At 67.3% G+C, this 14,470-nt stretch carries 17 protein-coding genes; 11 read left to right on the forward strand and 6 right to left on the reverse strand.

What is annotated here, in order from left to right; translation table 11 throughout:
• Positions 1-23: 23 nt before the first annotated feature.
• On the forward strand, positions 24-626 hold the full coding sequence (locus tag ACRB8A_RS02720) for a GlcG/HbpS family heme-binding protein (RefSeq protein ID WP_056600021.1): 603 nt from the start codon (positions 24-26) through the stop codon (positions 624-626).
• A 10-nt stretch (positions 627-636) separates the two neighbouring features.
• On the forward strand, positions 637-1,377 hold the full coding sequence (locus tag ACRB8A_RS02725) for an ankyrin repeat domain-containing protein (protein WP_050684920.1): 741 nt from the start codon (positions 637-639) through the stop codon (positions 1,375-1,377).
• Positions 1,378-1,502: 125 nt separating this feature from the next.
• Here ACRB8A_RS02725 and ACRB8A_RS02730 read toward each other — a convergent pair whose 3' ends face one another.
• Genes ACRB8A_RS02730 through ACRB8A_RS02740 form a run of 3 tightly spaced genes read right to left on the reverse strand, consistent with a single transcriptional unit; the run spans position 1,503 to position 4,120 of the window.
• The gene (locus ACRB8A_RS02730; RefSeq protein ID WP_432245531.1) at positions 1,503-2,696 is read right to left on the reverse strand and encodes an acetyl-CoA acetyltransferase; all 1,194 of its coding nucleotides are present in this window, start codon (positions 2,694-2,696) and stop codon (positions 1,503-1,505) included.
• Positions 2,693-3,367, reverse strand: coding sequence for a 3-oxoacid CoA-transferase subunit B (locus ACRB8A_RS02735; protein ID WP_050687848.1), 675 nt, complete (start codon positions 3,365-3,367; stop codon positions 2,693-2,695). Before ACRB8A_RS02735 ends, ACRB8A_RS02730 begins: the two co-directional genes overlap by 4 nt.
• 36 nt (positions 3,368-3,403) lie before the next feature.
• Complete coding sequence (locus ACRB8A_RS02740) at positions 3,404-4,120, reverse strand: CoA transferase subunit A (RefSeq protein ID WP_050687847.1); 717 nt, start codon at positions 4,118-4,120, stop codon at positions 3,404-3,406.
• Positions 4,121-4,293: 173 nt separating this feature from the next.
• On the opposite strand from ACRB8A_RS02740, the gene ACRB8A_RS02745 reads away from it, so the two are divergent.
• On the forward strand, positions 4,294-5,088 hold the full coding sequence (locus ACRB8A_RS02745; protein ID WP_432245532.1) for an IclR family transcriptional regulator: 795 nt from the start codon (positions 4,294-4,296) through the stop codon (positions 5,086-5,088).
• A 107-nt stretch (positions 5,089-5,195) separates the two neighbouring features.
• On the opposite strand, the gene nadE is transcribed toward ACRB8A_RS02745, so the two are convergent.
• On the reverse strand, positions 5,196-6,020 hold the full coding sequence (gene nadE, locus ACRB8A_RS02750) for an ammonia-dependent NAD(+) synthetase (RefSeq protein ID WP_050687845.1): 825 nt from the start codon (positions 6,018-6,020) through the stop codon (positions 5,196-5,198).
• Positions 6,021-6,094: 74 nt separating this feature from the next.
• Between nadE and pyrE the strand changes: the two genes are divergently transcribed.
• The 4 genes from pyrE (at position 6,095) to ACRB8A_RS02770 (ending at position 9,360) form a co-directional block, all read left to right on the forward strand.
• A complete protein-coding gene (pyrE, locus tag ACRB8A_RS02755; RefSeq protein ID WP_432245533.1) occupies positions 6,095-6,679 on the forward strand; it encodes an orotate phosphoribosyltransferase in 585 nt (194 codons plus the stop codon).
• Positions 6,680-6,785: 106 nt separating this feature from the next.
• Positions 6,786-7,550: a GAF and ANTAR domain-containing protein gene (locus ACRB8A_RS02760; RefSeq protein ID WP_050687843.1), complete on the forward strand. Its 765-nt coding sequence runs from the start codon at positions 6,786-6,788 to the stop codon at positions 7,548-7,550.
• An 86-nt stretch (positions 7,551-7,636) separates the two neighbouring features.
• On the forward strand, positions 7,637-8,251 hold the full coding sequence (locus ACRB8A_RS02765; protein WP_285240186.1) for a hypothetical protein: 615 nt from the start codon (positions 7,637-7,639) through the stop codon (positions 8,249-8,251).
• Positions 8,252-8,319: 68 nt separating this feature from the next.
• Positions 8,320-9,360, forward strand: coding sequence for an alpha/beta fold hydrolase (locus tag ACRB8A_RS02770; RefSeq protein WP_432245534.1), 1,041 nt, complete (start codon positions 8,320-8,322; stop codon positions 9,358-9,360).
• Here ACRB8A_RS02770 and ACRB8A_RS02775 read toward each other — a convergent pair.
• Positions 9,357-10,187 (reverse strand): HAD-IIA family hydrolase, encoded by an 831-nt coding sequence (locus ACRB8A_RS02775; RefSeq protein ID WP_050687840.1) that lies wholly within the window; start codon positions 10,185-10,187, stop codon positions 9,357-9,359. The two genes, ACRB8A_RS02770 and ACRB8A_RS02775, sit on opposite strands and share 4 nt — an antisense overlap.
• 62 nt (positions 10,188-10,249) lie before the next feature.
• Between ACRB8A_RS02775 and ACRB8A_RS02780 the strand changes: the two genes are divergently transcribed.
• The 4 genes from ACRB8A_RS02780 to ACRB8A_RS02795 all read left to right on the forward strand — a co-directional run bounded on the left by ACRB8A_RS02780 (position 10,250) and on the right by ACRB8A_RS02795 (position 13,605).
• Positions 10,250-10,915, forward strand: coding sequence for a TrmH family RNA methyltransferase (locus tag ACRB8A_RS02780; RefSeq protein WP_050687839.1), 666 nt, complete (start codon positions 10,250-10,252; stop codon positions 10,913-10,915).
• Positions 10,916-11,157: 242 nt separating this feature from the next.
• Complete coding sequence (locus ACRB8A_RS02785; protein ID WP_432245535.1) at positions 11,158-11,991, forward strand: hypothetical protein; 834 nt, start codon at positions 11,158-11,160, stop codon at positions 11,989-11,991.
• A gap of 171 nt (positions 11,992-12,162) precedes the next feature.
• On the forward strand, positions 12,163-13,182 hold the full coding sequence (fbaA, locus tag ACRB8A_RS02790; RefSeq protein WP_050687837.1) for a class II fructose-bisphosphate aldolase: 1,020 nt from the start codon (positions 12,163-12,165) through the stop codon (positions 13,180-13,182).
• On the forward strand, positions 13,183-13,605 hold the full coding sequence (locus ACRB8A_RS02795) for a DUF3151 domain-containing protein (protein ID WP_050687836.1): 423 nt from the start codon (positions 13,183-13,185) through the stop codon (positions 13,603-13,605).
• Between the two features lie 138 nt (positions 13,606-13,743).
• Here ACRB8A_RS02795 and ACRB8A_RS02800 read toward each other — a convergent pair whose 3' ends face one another.
• Complete coding sequence (locus ACRB8A_RS02800) at positions 13,744-14,373, reverse strand: uracil-DNA glycosylase (protein WP_050687928.1); 630 nt, start codon at positions 14,371-14,373, stop codon at positions 13,744-13,746.
• Positions 14,374-14,470 lie beyond the last annotated feature (97 nt).

The raw sequence follows: 14,470 nt of genomic DNA on the forward strand, positions 1-14,470 counted from the left end.
CTCCTCCGACCAAGGGAAACACCATGAAAAAGTCCACAAAAACGTTTGCGGTCGCAGCCACGGCACTGCTGCTGGCCACCGCCGGCGCCACGGCCGCCGCCAACGCCGGTGCCACCGCGGGGCCCGCTGCAGCCGGGGCCGTTGCCGGCGCTGCAACTGTTCCCGCGGCCCTCCCGGCGGCTGACGTCCAGCCGGTCCCCGCCAACGCGGTGCAGCAGGACCGGATCACGGCCGGTGTCTCAGCTGCGGCGGTGGGCGCTGCCCTGGCCAAGTGCCAGGCGGACAAGCTCCCGTTTGTGACGGTGGCGCTGGTGGACCGGTTCGGGACCGTCCAGGCGGTGCTACGGGGCGATAACGCCGCGGCGCACACCATCGAGGCCGCCAAGCAGAAGGCCTACACCGCCGCCGCGTTCGGTGCCCCCACCAGTGAACTGGCCCGGCGCATCAACGGCCCCGGCCCGTCCATTGCGGACCTGCCCGGCACGCTCTTCCTGGCCGGCGGCGTGCCGCTGAAGGTCAACGGGGTTTCTGTTGCCGGCATCGGCGTGGGCGGCGCTCCGGACGGTGCGCTGGATGAGGCCTGCGCATCCGCCGGGGCAGCGGTGCTGGCCGGAACCGGCAAGTAGGCTGGGCGGCATGCGGCACTACCTGACCTGGACCCGGCCCCTGGCCCTCGCCCCGCTGGTGGCCGCCGCCGGGCTGGTTTTGTGCCTGTCCGGCTGCGAGGCGGGTTCCTCCTCGCCCGGTACCCCGTCGCCCGGTGCCGCCACGGCTGAGCCCACAGCCACCCGCCCGGTTCCAGCAGTACCGGCCCCCTCAGCGGCTGATTCCGGCACTGCGGCTGCACCCGTCACCACTGCGCCGGTGCGCTCGCCCGACGCCCAGGCGCAGCTGGACCGGGACCTGATTACAGCGGCCAAGGCCAACAACGCGCCCCTGGTGCAGGAACTCATCGGCCGAGGAGGAAACGTCAATGCCAAGGATGACATCTCGGATTCGGCGTTCCTCTACGCCGGCGCCGAGGGGTTCAACGAGGTGCTCCAGCTGACCCTTGCGGCAGGGGCCGATGTGGCCAGCACCAACAGGTACGGCGGCACAGCCCTGATCCCGGCCAGCGAGCACGGCCATGTGGAGACGGTGCAACTTCTGCTCGCCGCCGGGGTCCCCGTCAACCATGTGAACAACCTGGGCTGGACCGCCATGCAGGAAGCGATCCTGCTCAACTCCGGCGGCCCCAACCAGCAGGAAGTGGTGCGGCTGCTCCTCGCGGCAGGCGCCGACCCCAACATCCGGGATCCGGAAGGCCGCACCGCCCTGCAGAACGCCGAGCGGCTGGGCTTTGGGCAGATTGCAGCCCTGCTCCGGCCGGCTTCCTAGCAGCCGCCCGCCCCGCTGACGTTACCCATCTTTGCCGGCCCACGACGGCGGTGCGCCGCCTTTTGAAGGCGGCGCGCCGCCGTCGTGCTCCCAAGGTGGGGAAGTCCAGTGGCAGGTGCGGACGCTCAGGTGGCTTCGAGGACGCTGACGTAGTTGGCGATGCCAACCCCGCCCATGTTCTGCACGGCAGCCCGGCGAGGGGTCGCCAGCTGCATGCCGCCGGCCGTCCCGGTGAGCTGCATGGCGGCGATGACGTGCTGGGACACGCCGGTGGCGCCCACCGGATGGCCCTTCGCCTTCAGCCCGCCGGAGACGTTGATGGGCAGTTTGCCGTCTTTGTGGACCCAGCCCTCCCGGACGGCGCGGGCGCCCTGGCCGGGTTCGGTGAGGCCCATGGCCTCGTACATGATGAGCTCGGCGATGGTGAAGCAGTCGTGGACTTCGGCGAAATCCAGGTCCTCAAGTCCGACGCCGGCCATCCCCAGGGCGCGCTGCCAGGACATCCGGGTCGCTTCGAAAGCCGTGGGGTCGCGGCGGTCGGCAGGGAAGAAGTCGTTGGCCTGGCCGAAGCCTGCCAGCCGGACAGGGACCGTGGCTCCTCCCGTGGGTGCCGTGGACAGGACCACGGCGGCGGCACCGTCCGAGACGGGGGAGCAGTCGGTGCGGCGCAGCGGATCGGCCACCATGGGGTTGCGGTCCGAGACGGTGCGGCAGAACTCCTCGCCGAGGTCCTTCCGGAGCTGCGCGTAAGGGTTGTCCACACCGTTGCGGTGGTTCTTCGCGGCGATGGAACCCAGGACGTCACCCAGGTTGCCTGCCTCGCGGTAACGCTTCCCGTAGTGCTTGGCCACCTCTGCAAACAAGCCGGTGAAGCCCGTGCTGGAAGCCTTACCTGCCATGTCATAGTCCGCGCCGAGGAGGGCCGCGCCCACCACGTCAGCGCCGGCATGGGTCATCTTTTCAGCGCCGATCACCAGCACCGTCTTCGCCGTTCCGGCCAGCAGGGACTTGGTGCCCTGCTGGAACGCCGCCGAGCCCGAGGCGCATGCGTTTTCCACCCGGGTGGCGGGAACGTTGGCCAGCTGGTCCGAAACCTGCAGGGCCAGCGAGGACGGGAACGCCAGCGGCATCATGCCGGAGTTGAACTGGCCCAGGTAGATCTCATCGATCCGGCCGGGCTCGATGCCTGCAGTGGTGATCGCCTCGGTGGCCACCTGGACGATGAGGGACTCAAGCGTCTGGTCGGTGAGTTTGCCGAACTGGCTGTGGCCCCACCCGGTGAGGAGGACGTCCTTGCCGAACTGTTCCTGCAGGCTCATGCCGGGACTCCTTCACTGTCCAGCGCCACGGCGAAGTCCGCCCCCGTCTTTTCCCGGATCCCGGCCACGGTGACCCCCGGCGCCAGCCGGGTGAGCGTGAGGAGCCGCCCGCCGCCGTCGTCCGCTGCCGGCAGGTCAAAGACGGCGAGGTCGCTGATGATCCGGTCCACGCACGCCAGCCCGGTCAGCGGCAGGGTGCATTCCGGCACGATCTTGGCGGTACCGTCCTTGGCGTTGTGTTCGGTCAGGACCACCACGCGCGGCGTCCCGGCGACCAGGTCCATGGCCCCGCCCATGCCTTTGACCATCTTGCCGGGGATGGTCCAGTTGGCCAGGTCCCCGGCGGCGGAGACCTGCATGGCCCCGAGGATGGCGACCTTCACGTGGCCGCCCCGGATCATGCCGAAGGAGGTGGCGGAGTCGAAGATGCTGCCGCCCGGGAGCACCGTCACCGTCTGCTTGCCGGCGTTGATGAGGTCCGCGTCCTCCTCGCCCTCGAACGGGAACGGGCCCATGCCCAGCAGGCCGTTTTCACTTTGCAGGACCACCCGCACGCCCTCGGGCAGGTTGTTGGCCACCAGCGTGGGGATGCCTATGCCCAGGTTCACGTAGTCGCCGTCGTTCAATTCTTCGGCCGCAATCGCAGCCATCTCATCCCTGGTCCAGGCCATGGGGTCTCCTTTTGTGTGGGTGGAAGCGGGTGTTGTTCAGGCGGGGACGGCTGCGGCGGCGCGTGTCCTGACGGTGCGCTGCTCGATGTCCTTGACCCGGTTGGCGGCCTGCACCAGGTGCTGGACAAAAACGCCGGGCGTCACAACGTGGTTGGGATCGAGGGCGCCCGGTTCCACCACCACTTCCGCCTCTGCGATGGTCACCAGCCCTGCTGTGGCCACCACGGGGTTGAAGTTCCGGGCCGTGTAGCGGTACACGAGGTTGCCGTCGGTGTCCGCGGTGTGCGCGTGGACCAGGGCCACGTCCGCCCGGATGGCGAGCTCGCGGACATAGGTGGCGCCGTCGAAATCCTCCAGCGGTTTGCCCTCGGCCACAAGCGTGCCCACGCCGGTCCGGGTGTAAAACGCCGGGATGCCCGCGCCGCCGGCGCGCAGCCGCTCCGCGAGGGTTCCCTGCGGGGTGAACTCCACCTCGAGGCGGCCGGCCAGGTACTGCTCGGCGAAAAGCTTGTTTTCGCCCACGTAGGAGGCAATAACCTTCCGGACCTGGCCGGATTCGATCAGGATACCCAGCCCCTTCCCGTCCACGCCCATGTTGTTGGACACCACCGTCAGGTCCCGGACGCCGGAATCCCTGACGGCCTCAATCAGGTCAGCGGGAATACCGCTGAGCCCAAACCCGCCCACGGCCACGGTGATCCCGTCCTGCAGGACCCCCGCCAGGGCAGCGGCGGCGGATGTTTGAAGTTTCATGGCGTCTCCTCATTGAGAATGGGTATCCATTTTATGGACACTTTGTCTGGAGATGGACGCTACGGGCCGGGCTGAAGCGCTGTCAAGGATGCCAGAAGCCTATTCAGAGCCAGTTTTTACAGTGTGGACGCTACACTGACAACTATCCATATTGTGGACAGAAAGTTGGATTTATGAGTAACGGACCCGTGCAGGGAGCTCAGGTTGTCGGCCGGGTCGCCGGACTGCTCCGGCTGGCCGGACGCAGTGCGGGGGGCATGTCCCTCGCCGGTATGGTCCGGGAATCCGGGCTGACCCGGCCAACCGTGCACCGGCTGCTGTCCTCGCTGGCCGCCGAAGGGCTGCTGGACCACGACCCCGCCACCGGCAACTGGACGCTGGGGCCGGAAATCCTGCTGATGGGTTCGGTGGCTGCGACCCGATTCCCGTTGGAGGACCTGGCCCGCCCCGGCCTGCGCCGGCTGGCCGAGGCCACGGGGGAGAGTGCGTTCTTCTCCATCCGGCGGGGCACGGAAACTGTGTGCCTGCTGCGGGAGGAAGGCAGCTTCCCGGTCCGCTCCTTTGTGCTGCATGAGGGCGTCCGGTTCCCGTTGGGGGTGGCATCGGCCGGGACGGCGATCATGGCCTTCCTCCCCGAATCCGAGCAGGCGGAGCTGCTGGGAAACTGGCCAGCCCACGCAGGAACGTTCGCGGACCACCACACTCCGGCGGTGGTCCGGGACAACCTGGCCAGGACCCGGCAGGCCGGCTATGCGGTCAATCCCGGGCTGGTCCTGGAAGGCAGCTGGGGCATGGGAGCGGCCGTCTTCGACAGGTCCGGCCAGCCTGCGTGGGCGTTATCCCTGACCGGCATTGAGCAGCGTTTCCGCAGCGGGCGCCAGGAGGAACTGGGCGGACTGTTGATGGCGGAGGCGCACCGGATCAGCCAGCAGCTCGCCGGCGGGGACCCCGGCCAGCCGCCCCGCTGAGTATCCCCGGCTTTGCCGGCCCCCGACGGCGGCGTGCCGGCTTATCGGGCCAACCCGCCGCCGTCGGGCACCAAAGATGGGGAATCCAGCGGCAAGTCAGCCCTGGCCTACTGCTTCCACCAGGAGTCGAAGATGGTCACCGGAACGGTGCGCTTGTGGCGGGTCCGCAGGTACTTCTGCTCGATGGCCTCCGCCGCCGCTTCCGGAATCTCCCGGCCCTCAAGGTAGTCATCGATCTGGTCATAGGTCAGGCCCAGTTCGTCCTCGTCGGTACGGCCGGGAGTGCCGTCCAGCAGGTCCGCGGTGGGCACCTTTTCCCAGACCCGCGCCGGGGCGCCGAGCTCGGCCAGCAGCGCCCGGTTCTGCCGTTTGTTCAGGCCGAACAGCGGCAGGATGTCAGCCCCGCCGTCGCCGTACTTGGTGAAGAACCCGGTGACGGACTCGGCGCCGTGGTCAGTGCCGATCACCAGGTAGTTGTGCTCACCGGCCAGGGCATACTGGGCGATCATCCGGGTCCGGGCCTTGGTGTTGCCCTTGTGGAAGTCGGAAATTCCACTTCCCACCGTCTTTTCGAACTCATCCTCGAAGCCGTCCACGGCCGCGGAAATGTTGAAGGTCCACTCCGTTTTGGCCTTGATGAAGTCCAACGCAGCCTGCGCGTCCGCCTCGTCATGCTGGACACCGTAGGGGAGCCTGACCGCCACAAAATTGGCTTCCAGGCCCTCGGCCTCAAGTTCCTGGACGGCCAACTGCGCCAGCCGGCCCGCCAGCGACGAGTCCAGCCCGCCGGAAATGCCGAGCACAAAGCCCTTGGTGGAGGTGGCGCGGAGGTATTCCTTCAGGAACGTCACGCGCCGGCGCACCTCCCCGGCGGGATCAATCCGGGGCAGCACGCCCATTTCTTCGATGATGGTGGCCTGGAGTTCGCGCATGCCACCCAGCCTAGCCAGCAATGTCAACAGCACCCAACCTCCTGCACCGGCCGGCCCCGACTAAACTGGAGCCCATGACTTCACCCCGTGACACTGCCCCAGACGCTGCCGCCGCCCGTACCCGCCTCCTCGAACTGATCAAGGAACTGGCCGTGGTCCGCGGCAAGGTGATCCTCTCCAGCGGCGCCGAAGCCGACTACTACATCGACCTGCGCCGGATTACCCTGCACCACGAGGCCGCCAAGCTGGTGGGCCAGGTCATGCTGGGCCTGGTGGACGACGCCGGCATCAGCTTCGAGTGCGCCGGTGGCCTGACCATGGGCGCCGACCCCGTGGGCACCGCCGTGATGCACTCCGCCGTTGACGCGGGACGCACCGTCGACGCGTTTGTGGTCCGCAAGGCGCAGAAGTCCTACGGCATGGGCCGGCAGGTGGAAGGCCCCTCCGTGGAAGGCCGGAACGTGCTGGTACTTGAGGACACCTCCACCACCGGCGGGTCGGCGCTGGCCGCCGTCGAGGGTGTGCGGAAGGCCGGCGGCAGCGTGGTGGCAGTCGCCGTCATCGTGGACCGGGACACCGGCGCCAAGGAAAAGATCGAAGCCGAAACCGGCGTCCCTTACCTGTTCGCGTTCGGCAAGGACGAGCTGGGACTTTCCTAGCCGGCGCCGGCCGGGCACTACGTTGCCCGGCCGGCGGGGTTGGCCTGGGGCTGCCCGCTGATTTATCATGTGCTTTACCCGTGCGTAGCCCTTGGAGAACGTGACCATGCCCAGCCCCCAACAGCCTTTGACTGCCAATGACCAGGTTCAGAACCTCATCCTGGACAGCGCGGATTTTGAGGACTTCCTCAACGAACTGGCACGCTTTTCAGCACACCAGGTAGCCGGCACCGGCGACGACGCACTGTGCGGCATCACCCTGCTCCGGGACCGCAAAGCCGCCACCATCGGCTGGAGCAGCGATTCCGCACGCGAAGTGGACGAAATCCAGTACTCCCTTTCCCAGGGCCCGTGCCTCACGGCGGCCAAGGAGGAACGCGAAGTCCACGTCCCCGACCTCCACCGCGAAAACCGCTGGGGCCCCGATTACGCCACGGCGGTGGCCTCCCACGGGCTGCGTTCCGTCCTGTCCGTGCCGTTCAACCTGCAGGGCGAAGCCAAGGCAGCCCTGAACCTGTACTCCGACGTGCCCAACAAGTTTGATGAAAAAGCCACCGCCAAGGCCCGCGGCTTCACCCGGGAAATCTCCCAGGCGCTGCGGCTGGCCGTCCGCTTCTCGCTGCACACGGACAGCGCCGCGAACCTCCGGGCCACCCTGGAATCGCGGACCATCATCGACATCGCCGTTGGCATCGTGATGGCCCAGAACCGCTGCAGCCAGAAAGCAGCGGTCACCATCCTCACCGAGGCGGCCAGCAACAGCAACACCAAGCTGCGGGACATCGCCCGGTCCCTGGTGGACTCCGTGGGTGGCATGGGGACGCGCACCCACTTCCAGGAGCCGGGCCTGCAGGCGGACCAGCCGGCCTGACCTGTGAGGTTGTGCCCGGCTCCGCCGGAGGGTTACGCTTACCTAGGTTGAGCCGTCGGCCATAGACACCCTTTTTTGGAGTACCTATGGACCGTTCCCTCGACGCCCTCGTTAATCTGGACGTCCCCGCTGACCTCGTCCGCATCGAGATATGCGGCAGCCTCAACCAGGATTCCCGCGCCGACCTTGTCCACATGATCCGGCGGGTCCGCCGCATGGGTATCCGCTCGCACATCCGCGTGGACCTTTCCCGTGCCATCATCGTGGAGTCCTCGGCCCTGGCCGGACTCCGCAGCGACCTCAACTCGCTGGAGTCCAACGCCTTGACGGGGACCGCCGGCTCAGGTGTGGCTTTGCATCTCACCCCAGCCGCCGAGGACTGGACCGGCGGACAGCACAGGACGCCCCTGACCGTGGTGGACGACGACGTCCCCACCCCCACGGACGGGCCGGACTTTTCGGGCGCCTTCAGGGTCCCCGTCGAGCGGTTGGAAGGGCTGTACGGCCGGAATTTGGCGGAATATTCGAACGACGAGCTGCTGGCCGCCAGCGATTCCCTTTTCGCACTGCTGGACGTCCCGCAGGCGTTTTCCGGCTCCGACCTGCTGGGCAGATACGACGACATCTGCGCGGAGCTGCAGCGGCGGCAGGAAGACCACGATTCCCGGGTCCCGGCCGTGGAGAGCCAAAGCGCCAGCTGACCCGCACGCCGCGGCCTGATAGCCCTCCCTATGGCGTCGGCATCGCAGGGTGTGACTACGGTAGAAGTGTGCCGTATGAGGGGGAGGTCAATCCGCAGGACAGGCGTGGGTCCGCAGCGGCCCGCTACCTGGCGGAGGCCGCTGCCCTGAAACGCTTCTCCCGGCGCGGGTTTTTCGCCGGCGCCGGCGCCTCCGGCGTGCTGGCGGCGGACATGCTCTTCACCAGGCAGGTCCAGTCCCAGCGCCGCGTCAACAAGATCCTGGATGTTCCAGACGACTTTGCGGACGCCTACTATCCGGATGCCGGCTGGTTCCTCTTTCCCGGCTACAAAACCAGCTGGGAGGAAGCCCAGTGGATCCTCAATGTCCTCCGGGGAGCGTTGAATAAACGGGCCCGGCTGGCCGCCGTCGGCTATTCGAACGTCGGGCTGGACATCAACGACGTGGTCATCGCCGTCATCGAATACGTCCGGGCCCGGAAACTGACCAAGCTTTTCTTCTACGGGCACAGCTTCGGCGGCATGGTGGCCACTCAGGTGGCGGCCCGGCTGCTGGAGATCCACGGTGTGCAGGTGGAGTTCATCCTGCTGGACTCCAGCCCCTTTAACCGGACGGACGTGCTGGACCAAAGCTGGTTCGACGGCGTTGTGTACCTCTACGAGCACGGCTTCCGGTTCCCGTCGGCCCTGCGCGGCAGCTACGAGCTGGGGGAGCGGGTCATCCACAAGAACGAACGGAGCTGGCGCCAGATCCTGGACCAGACGCTGGAGCAGCTGTCGCCGATCGCACCCTCCAGCGTCCTGGTGCAGACCGAATCGGCGTACATCTACCACTTCGACGGCACCAGGTTCGCCGGGAAGCTGGGCACCGCGAAGATGGCCTTCATCGGCAGCCCGGGCGACCGGACCGTTCGCTACCAGACCGCGGTGGCCGGTTGGGCTTCGGTGTTCCGGGACAACATGGTTTCGTCCGGCCTGCAGACGGTGGGCGCAGCCCCCGCCCACGCCAGCCCGGGGTGGAACCCCAACATCTACCGCCCCCTCATCACGGAGCTGCTGGACAGCAACTTTCCGCTGCCGCGGGGCGGCGGACGCGTCTCCGTGTTCTAGATCTGGTCCTTCAGGTCCGCCACGGAATTGAGGACCTGGTTGGGCCGGAAGGGGTAGGCGGCGATTTCGTCGCGCTGGGTGATGCCGCTGAGCACCAGGACCGTGTGCAGGCCGGCTTCCATCCCGGCGATGATGTCCGTGTCCATCCGGTCCCCGATCATGGCTGTGGTCTCGGAGTGGGCGTCGATCTGGTTCATGGCGGACCGGAACATCATGGGGTTGGGCTTGCCCACCACATAGGGCTCCCGCCCCGTGGCCTTGGTGATGAGGGCTGCGATCGCCCCGGTGGCCGGCATGGGACCGTCCTTGGACGGACCGGTGGCATCGGGGTTGGTGGCGATGAAGCGCGCCCCGGCCAGGATCAGGCGGATGGCCATGGTGATGGCCTCGAAGGAATACGTGCGCGTCTCGCCGAGGACCACAAAGTCCGGGTCCTGGTCGGTGAGGATAAAGCCTGCCTCATGCAGCGCCGTCGTCAGCCCTGCCTCACCGATCGTGTAGGCGCGGTTGCCGGACCCGGAACCCTGGACCTGGTCCTTGAGGAACTGGGCGGTGGCCAGGGCCGAGGTCCAGATGTTTTCCTCAGGGACGTGCAGCCCCGACGCGTGCAGCCGTGCCGCCAGGTCGCGGGGCGTAAAAATGGAGTTGTTGGTCAGCACCAGGAAGCGCTTGGACGTGTCCACCCAGCGCTGGATCAGCTCGGCGGCCCCCGGAACCGCCTGGTTCTCGTGCACCAGCACCCCGTCCATGTCCGTGAGCCAGCACTCGATTTCCAGGCCGTTGCGATACACCGCCGGTGATCCCTTGACCTCGTCCGCTTCTGCCATGCCTAACCTCCGAATGTGATGGAACCCCGAAAGGTCCAGTCTAGTGTTGAGGGGTGAATCAAATGCCCGGTACCACCGGCGGACCCCAGCCCGAACCAGAGGACACGCACGAGGCCAAGGCGGAGGTCGGCGTCGGGCCCTGGGAAGGTGAGCTGCCCGACGGGGACCACTGGGACCCTGACCTCCTGGCGGACGGCGACCGCCGCAACGTCCTGGACAAGTACCGGTACTGGAAGCACGAGGCCATTGTGGCGGAGCTGGACTCCCGGCGCCACAACTTCCACGTGGCCATCGAGAACTGGCAGCACGACCTGAACATCGGGACCGTGGTGCGCACCGCGAACGCGTTCCTGGCCAAGGAAGTGCACATCATCGGGCGGCGCCGGTGGAACCGGCGGGGCGCCATGGTCACCGACCGGTACCAGCACGTCCGGCACCACCCCACCGTTGACGACTTTGTGGCCTGGGCGCAGGGCGAGGGCCTGGCCATCATCGGCGTGGACATTTTTCCGGACTCCGTGCCGCTGGAAACCTACGAGCTGCCGCGCGACTGCGTGCTGGTCTTCGGCCAGGAGGGCCCGGGCCTGACCCCCGAAGTTCACGAGGCCGCCGTCGCCACCCTTTCGATCGAACAGTTCGGTTCCACCCGGTCCATCAACGCGGCCTCGGCGGCCGCCATCGCCATGCACGCGTGGGTCCGCCGGCACGTGTTTGGCCAGCCCACCTGACAACCGATCCCCGCGAGATGGCACTTCGCGGCAGTCGCAGCTCCCGGGACTGCCGCGAAGTGCCATCTCGCGGTGCTGGCGACGGCTTGGGCTGTGGATAACTCAGGAGCCGTGCTTTGAGCGGACCAGAATGAGGTATGCGCAGGGTCCCGCTTCCAGCCCATCTGACCACAGGTTCCTTTTCACTGCGGGCTTCGGACAAGGCTGGAGTGACCCGCACGCGTACGGCTGCGGGAGACTTGGTGACCGTTTCCCGGGGCGTCCGGGTTCCGTTGCTTTCGGCAGCGGCCGGAGCGGCAGCACTGCGCGCCTACACGGACCTGGACGACACCTCGATCCTCGTCTCTCTTTCCGCAGCGCACGTGTGGGGTGCGCCGCTCCCGCCCGGCTGCGGTGCTGATTGGCGCATCCATCTTGCCCGGCGCCGTGGCTTCAGTTTTCCGCGGCGGGTCAACGTGGTGGGACACGTGCTGACGTTCCTGCCCGGGGAAGTGGTGGAGTACGACGGCGTCCGCCTCACCTCGCCTGCCAGGACCTGGCTTGACCTGGCTGCCCTGCTGTCGCTGGAAGACCTTGTGGCCGTGGGCGATTTCCTTGTGTGTGCCCACGGGAAAAGCTTCCCCGTACCCCGGGACGCCATCTGCAGCGCCGAGGACCTGCGCGCCATCGCCGCCCGGCACCCGGGGATGCGGGGCATCAAGACTGCCCGGGCGGCGCTGGACATGGTGCGGGTGGGCGCCGACTCCGCGGCGGAAACCAGGATGCGGCTGGCCCTGGTGGAGGCCGGGCTTCCTGAGCCGACCCTGAATCACGTCCTCTGGGGTCCGCGGGGCGCGCCCGAGGTGTGGCCGGACGCTGCCTACCCGGAGTGGGGTATCGCCCTGCAGTATGACGGCTCACACCACGCCGGCCGGGAACAGTACCTGCGGGACCTGGTCCGGCACGATCGGACGGTTGCCTTGGGCTGGATCGAAGTCCGTGTGGGGCGCCACCACCTTGAAGGCGAACGTCCCGCCGTCGTTCCCTTGGTCCGGCGTGCGCTCCAAAGCCGCGGCTGGGCGCGAGATGGCAGTTAACGGCAGTCCCTGACGCCGCGACTGCCGCGAAGTGCCATCTCGCGAGGGAGTGTTACCGGAGCCGGACCCGAAACGTTGCGCCGGAGCGGATATCGCTAGGATGGTGCCTAGCCGTAAGCGGTCTACTCCAGGGCCATCGGCCCATAGACGAATCACAGCATAGGAGTCAGCATGCCCATTGCAACCCCAGAGATCTATTCCGAGATGATCGACCGTGCAAAGGCGGGCGGCTTCGCGTTCCCCGCCGTCAACGTGACGTCCTCGCAGACGCTGAACGCCGCCCTCCGCGGCTTCGCTGACGCCGAGTCTGATGGCATCATCCAGGTCTCCACCGGCGGTGCCGCGTACTGGTCCGGCGCTTCCACCAAGGACATGGTTGCCGGTTCCCTGGGCTTTGCGGCGTTCGCCCGCGAAGTGGCCAAGAACTACGGCGTCAACGTGGCCCTGCACACCGACCACTGCCCCAAGGACAAGCTGGACGGCTTTGTGCTGCCGCTGCTGGCTGCTTCCGAAGCCGAGGTCAAGGCCGGCCGGAACCCGCTGTTCAACTCCCATATGTGGGACGGCTCCGCTGAAACCCTGCAGGAAAACCTGCGGATCGCACGCGAACTGCTGGAGCGCACCGCTGCAGCGAAGATGATCCTCGAAGTTGAAATCGGCACTGTTGGTGGCGAGGAAGACGGTGTGGAGAACGAGATCAACGAAAAGCTCTACACCACGGTTGAGGACGCACTGGCCACCGTTGAGGCGCTGGGCGCCGGCGAGCATGGCCGCTACATCACCGCCCTGACGTTCGGCAACGTCCATGGCGTCTACAAGCCCGGTGGCGTAAAGCTGCGCCCGGAGATCCTCAAGGACATCCAGGCCCAGGTGGGTGCACGGATCGGCAAGGAAAACCCGTTCGACCTGGTGTTCCACGGCGGTTCCGGCTCCTCGGACCAGGAAATCGCGGACGCCGTCTCCTACGGCACCATCAAGATGAACATCGACACGGACACCCAGTACGCCTTCACGCGTCCCGTGGCGGGCCACATGCTCAGCAACTACGACGGCGTCCTGAAGGTCGACGGCGAAGTCGGCAACAAAAAGACCTACGACCCCCGCGTCTGGGGCGCTGCCGCCGAAGCCGGCCTCGCTGCCCGCGTGGTCGAAGCGACCAAGCAGCTCGGTTCGGCCGGGAAGACCTTCTAAATGTCGGATGAGTTCCGCCGCAACCTGATGGGCCCCGAGCCCACGCTGCTGCCTGCCGAGACCGAGGTCAACGAGCAGCTGGCGGCCGGCCACGAAGCGCTGGACCTGGTGGCGCAGCACCCCACGTCGTCGCTGCTGTGGGCCGTCCTGGCCGAGGAGGCGTGGGCCGAAGGGCGCACCATCGACTCCTACGCCTACTCGCGGGTGGGCTACCACCGCGGGCTGGACACGCTGCGCCGCAACGGCTGGCGCGGGGTGGGCCCCATCCCGTGGGAGCACGAGCCCAACCGCGGTTTCCTGCGGGCCCTGCACTCACTGGGCCGGGCCTCGGCTGCCATCGGCGAAGCCGAAGAGCCGGAGCGGATCGAGAAGTTCCTGACGGACTCGGACCCCACAGCGAAGGCTGCCATCGAGGGCAAGTAAGCAAAAACCAGGCGCGGAGCCCTCAGGGGCTCCGCGTTTTGGCGTTAAAGAGTACGACGGCGGGCGGTGACCTTTGGAAATCAAGGTCACCGCCCGCCGTCGTGCGTTCGAAACTGCCAGCCGAAGCGGCGGGTGGGACTAGGCCTTGGCCAGTCCCGTGCGCGCCATGGCGTCCGCGTAAGCAACACGCATGTCTTCTAGGAACTCCTCCTGGCGGACCGGGGACCCGGCAAACGCGCGGCCGGACAGGGATCGGACCTTGTAGGTCTTCAGGCCGCGGCGCCAGATCATGGGCACTTCGGTCTTCAGCAGCAGGTTGGCCAGCCGGTTGGCTTCGGTGCCATGCGCCACGATCACGGAGGCGCGGGGAACCAGGGCCAGGAACTTCAGCAGCGGCTTCAGGCCCGCCGAGATCTGGTCCGGGGTGAACTTGCCGTTGGGCTCGCCCGCCGTGTGCCACGGGTGGACGTTCCACGGCATCACGAACTCGGGGCGCAGGCCCAGCTTCCACTGGATGCCCAGCATGCGGGTGGCGGCGTCACTGTCGCCGGGGGTGATGAAACCCGTCCCGTCAGCCTCGCCGATGTTGGAGTAAAGGCTGATGATGCGGCACTCGTCCACATCGTGCATGGGATCCACGTAGGGGACCATGGTGCCGGGCTTGGCCGCCTGCAGGGTGTCGCACAGTTCGTTGACAACCGCCACGTTGGGTTCGTAGCGGCGGCTCAGGAGCTGTTCGTGGAATGATTCGGGGGCCAGGGCTGTCATAAAGGGCTGGATCTCCTGCAGGGATTGGCGTTGCTGCCGCCAGCCGGCGCGGGCGCAGGGAAGCGCACACGCCGGAAGCGGTTGAAATGGGGTGGAC

It is taken from the genome of Arthrobacter sp. G.S.26 (assembly GCF_050847375.1).
Lineage (GTDB): Bacteria > Actinomycetota > Actinomycetes > Actinomycetales > Micrococcaceae > Arthrobacter.

What these genes read in the sequence shown, in the direction of transcription:
- ACRB8A_RS02780 (WP_050687839.1), top strand. Translation starts at nt 10,250, where the DNA reads ATGCCCGGTACCACCGGCGGACCCCAGCCCGAACCAGAGGACACGCAC.
- ACRB8A_RS02720 (WP_056600021.1), top strand. Translation starts at nt 24, where the DNA reads ATGAAAAAGTCCACAAAAACGTTTGCGGTCGCAGCCACGGCACTGCTG.
- ACRB8A_RS02725 (WP_050684920.1), top strand. Translation starts at nt 637, where the DNA reads ATGCGGCACTACCTGACCTGGACCCGGCCCCTGGCCCTCGCCCCGCTG.
- nadE (WP_050687845.1), bottom strand. Translation starts at nt 6,020, where the DNA reads ATGCGCGAACTCCAGGCCACCATCATCGAAGAAATGGGCGTGCTGCCC.
- ACRB8A_RS02745 (WP_432245532.1), top strand. Translation starts at nt 4,294, where the DNA reads ATGAGTAACGGACCCGTGCAGGGAGCTCAGGTTGTCGGCCGGGTCGCC.
- ACRB8A_RS02760 (WP_050687843.1), top strand. Translation starts at nt 6,786, where the DNA reads ATGCCCAGCCCCCAACAGCCTTTGACTGCCAATGACCAGGTTCAGAAC.
- fbaA (WP_050687837.1), top strand. Translation starts at nt 12,163, where the DNA reads ATGCCCATTGCAACCCCAGAGATCTATTCCGAGATGATCGACCGTGCA.
- ACRB8A_RS02735 (WP_050687848.1), bottom strand. Translation starts at nt 3,367, where the DNA reads ATGGCCTGGACCAGGGATGAGATGGCTGCGATTGCGGCCGAAGAATTG.
- ACRB8A_RS02800 (WP_050687928.1), bottom strand. Translation starts at nt 14,373, where the DNA reads ATGACAGCCCTGGCCCCCGAATCATTCCACGAACAGCTCCTGAGCCGC.
- pyrE (WP_432245533.1), top strand. Translation starts at nt 6,095, where the DNA reads ATGACTTCACCCCGTGACACTGCCCCAGACGCTGCCGCCGCCCGTACC.
- ACRB8A_RS02765 (WP_285240186.1), top strand. Translation starts at nt 7,637, where the DNA reads ATGGACCGTTCCCTCGACGCCCTCGTTAATCTGGACGTCCCCGCTGAC.
- ACRB8A_RS02740 (WP_050687847.1), bottom strand. Translation starts at nt 4,120, where the DNA reads ATGAAACTTCAAACATCCGCCGCCGCTGCCCTGGCGGGGGTCCTGCAG.
- ACRB8A_RS02730 (WP_432245531.1), bottom strand. Translation starts at nt 2,696, where the DNA reads ATGAGCCTGCAGGAACAGTTCGGCAAGGACGTCCTCCTCACCGGGTGG.
- ACRB8A_RS02795 (WP_050687836.1), top strand. Translation starts at nt 13,183, where the DNA reads ATGTCGGATGAGTTCCGCCGCAACCTGATGGGCCCCGAGCCCACGCTG.
- ACRB8A_RS02775 (WP_050687840.1), bottom strand. Translation starts at nt 10,187, where the DNA reads ATGGCAGAAGCGGACGAGGTCAAGGGATCACCGGCGGTGTATCGCAAC.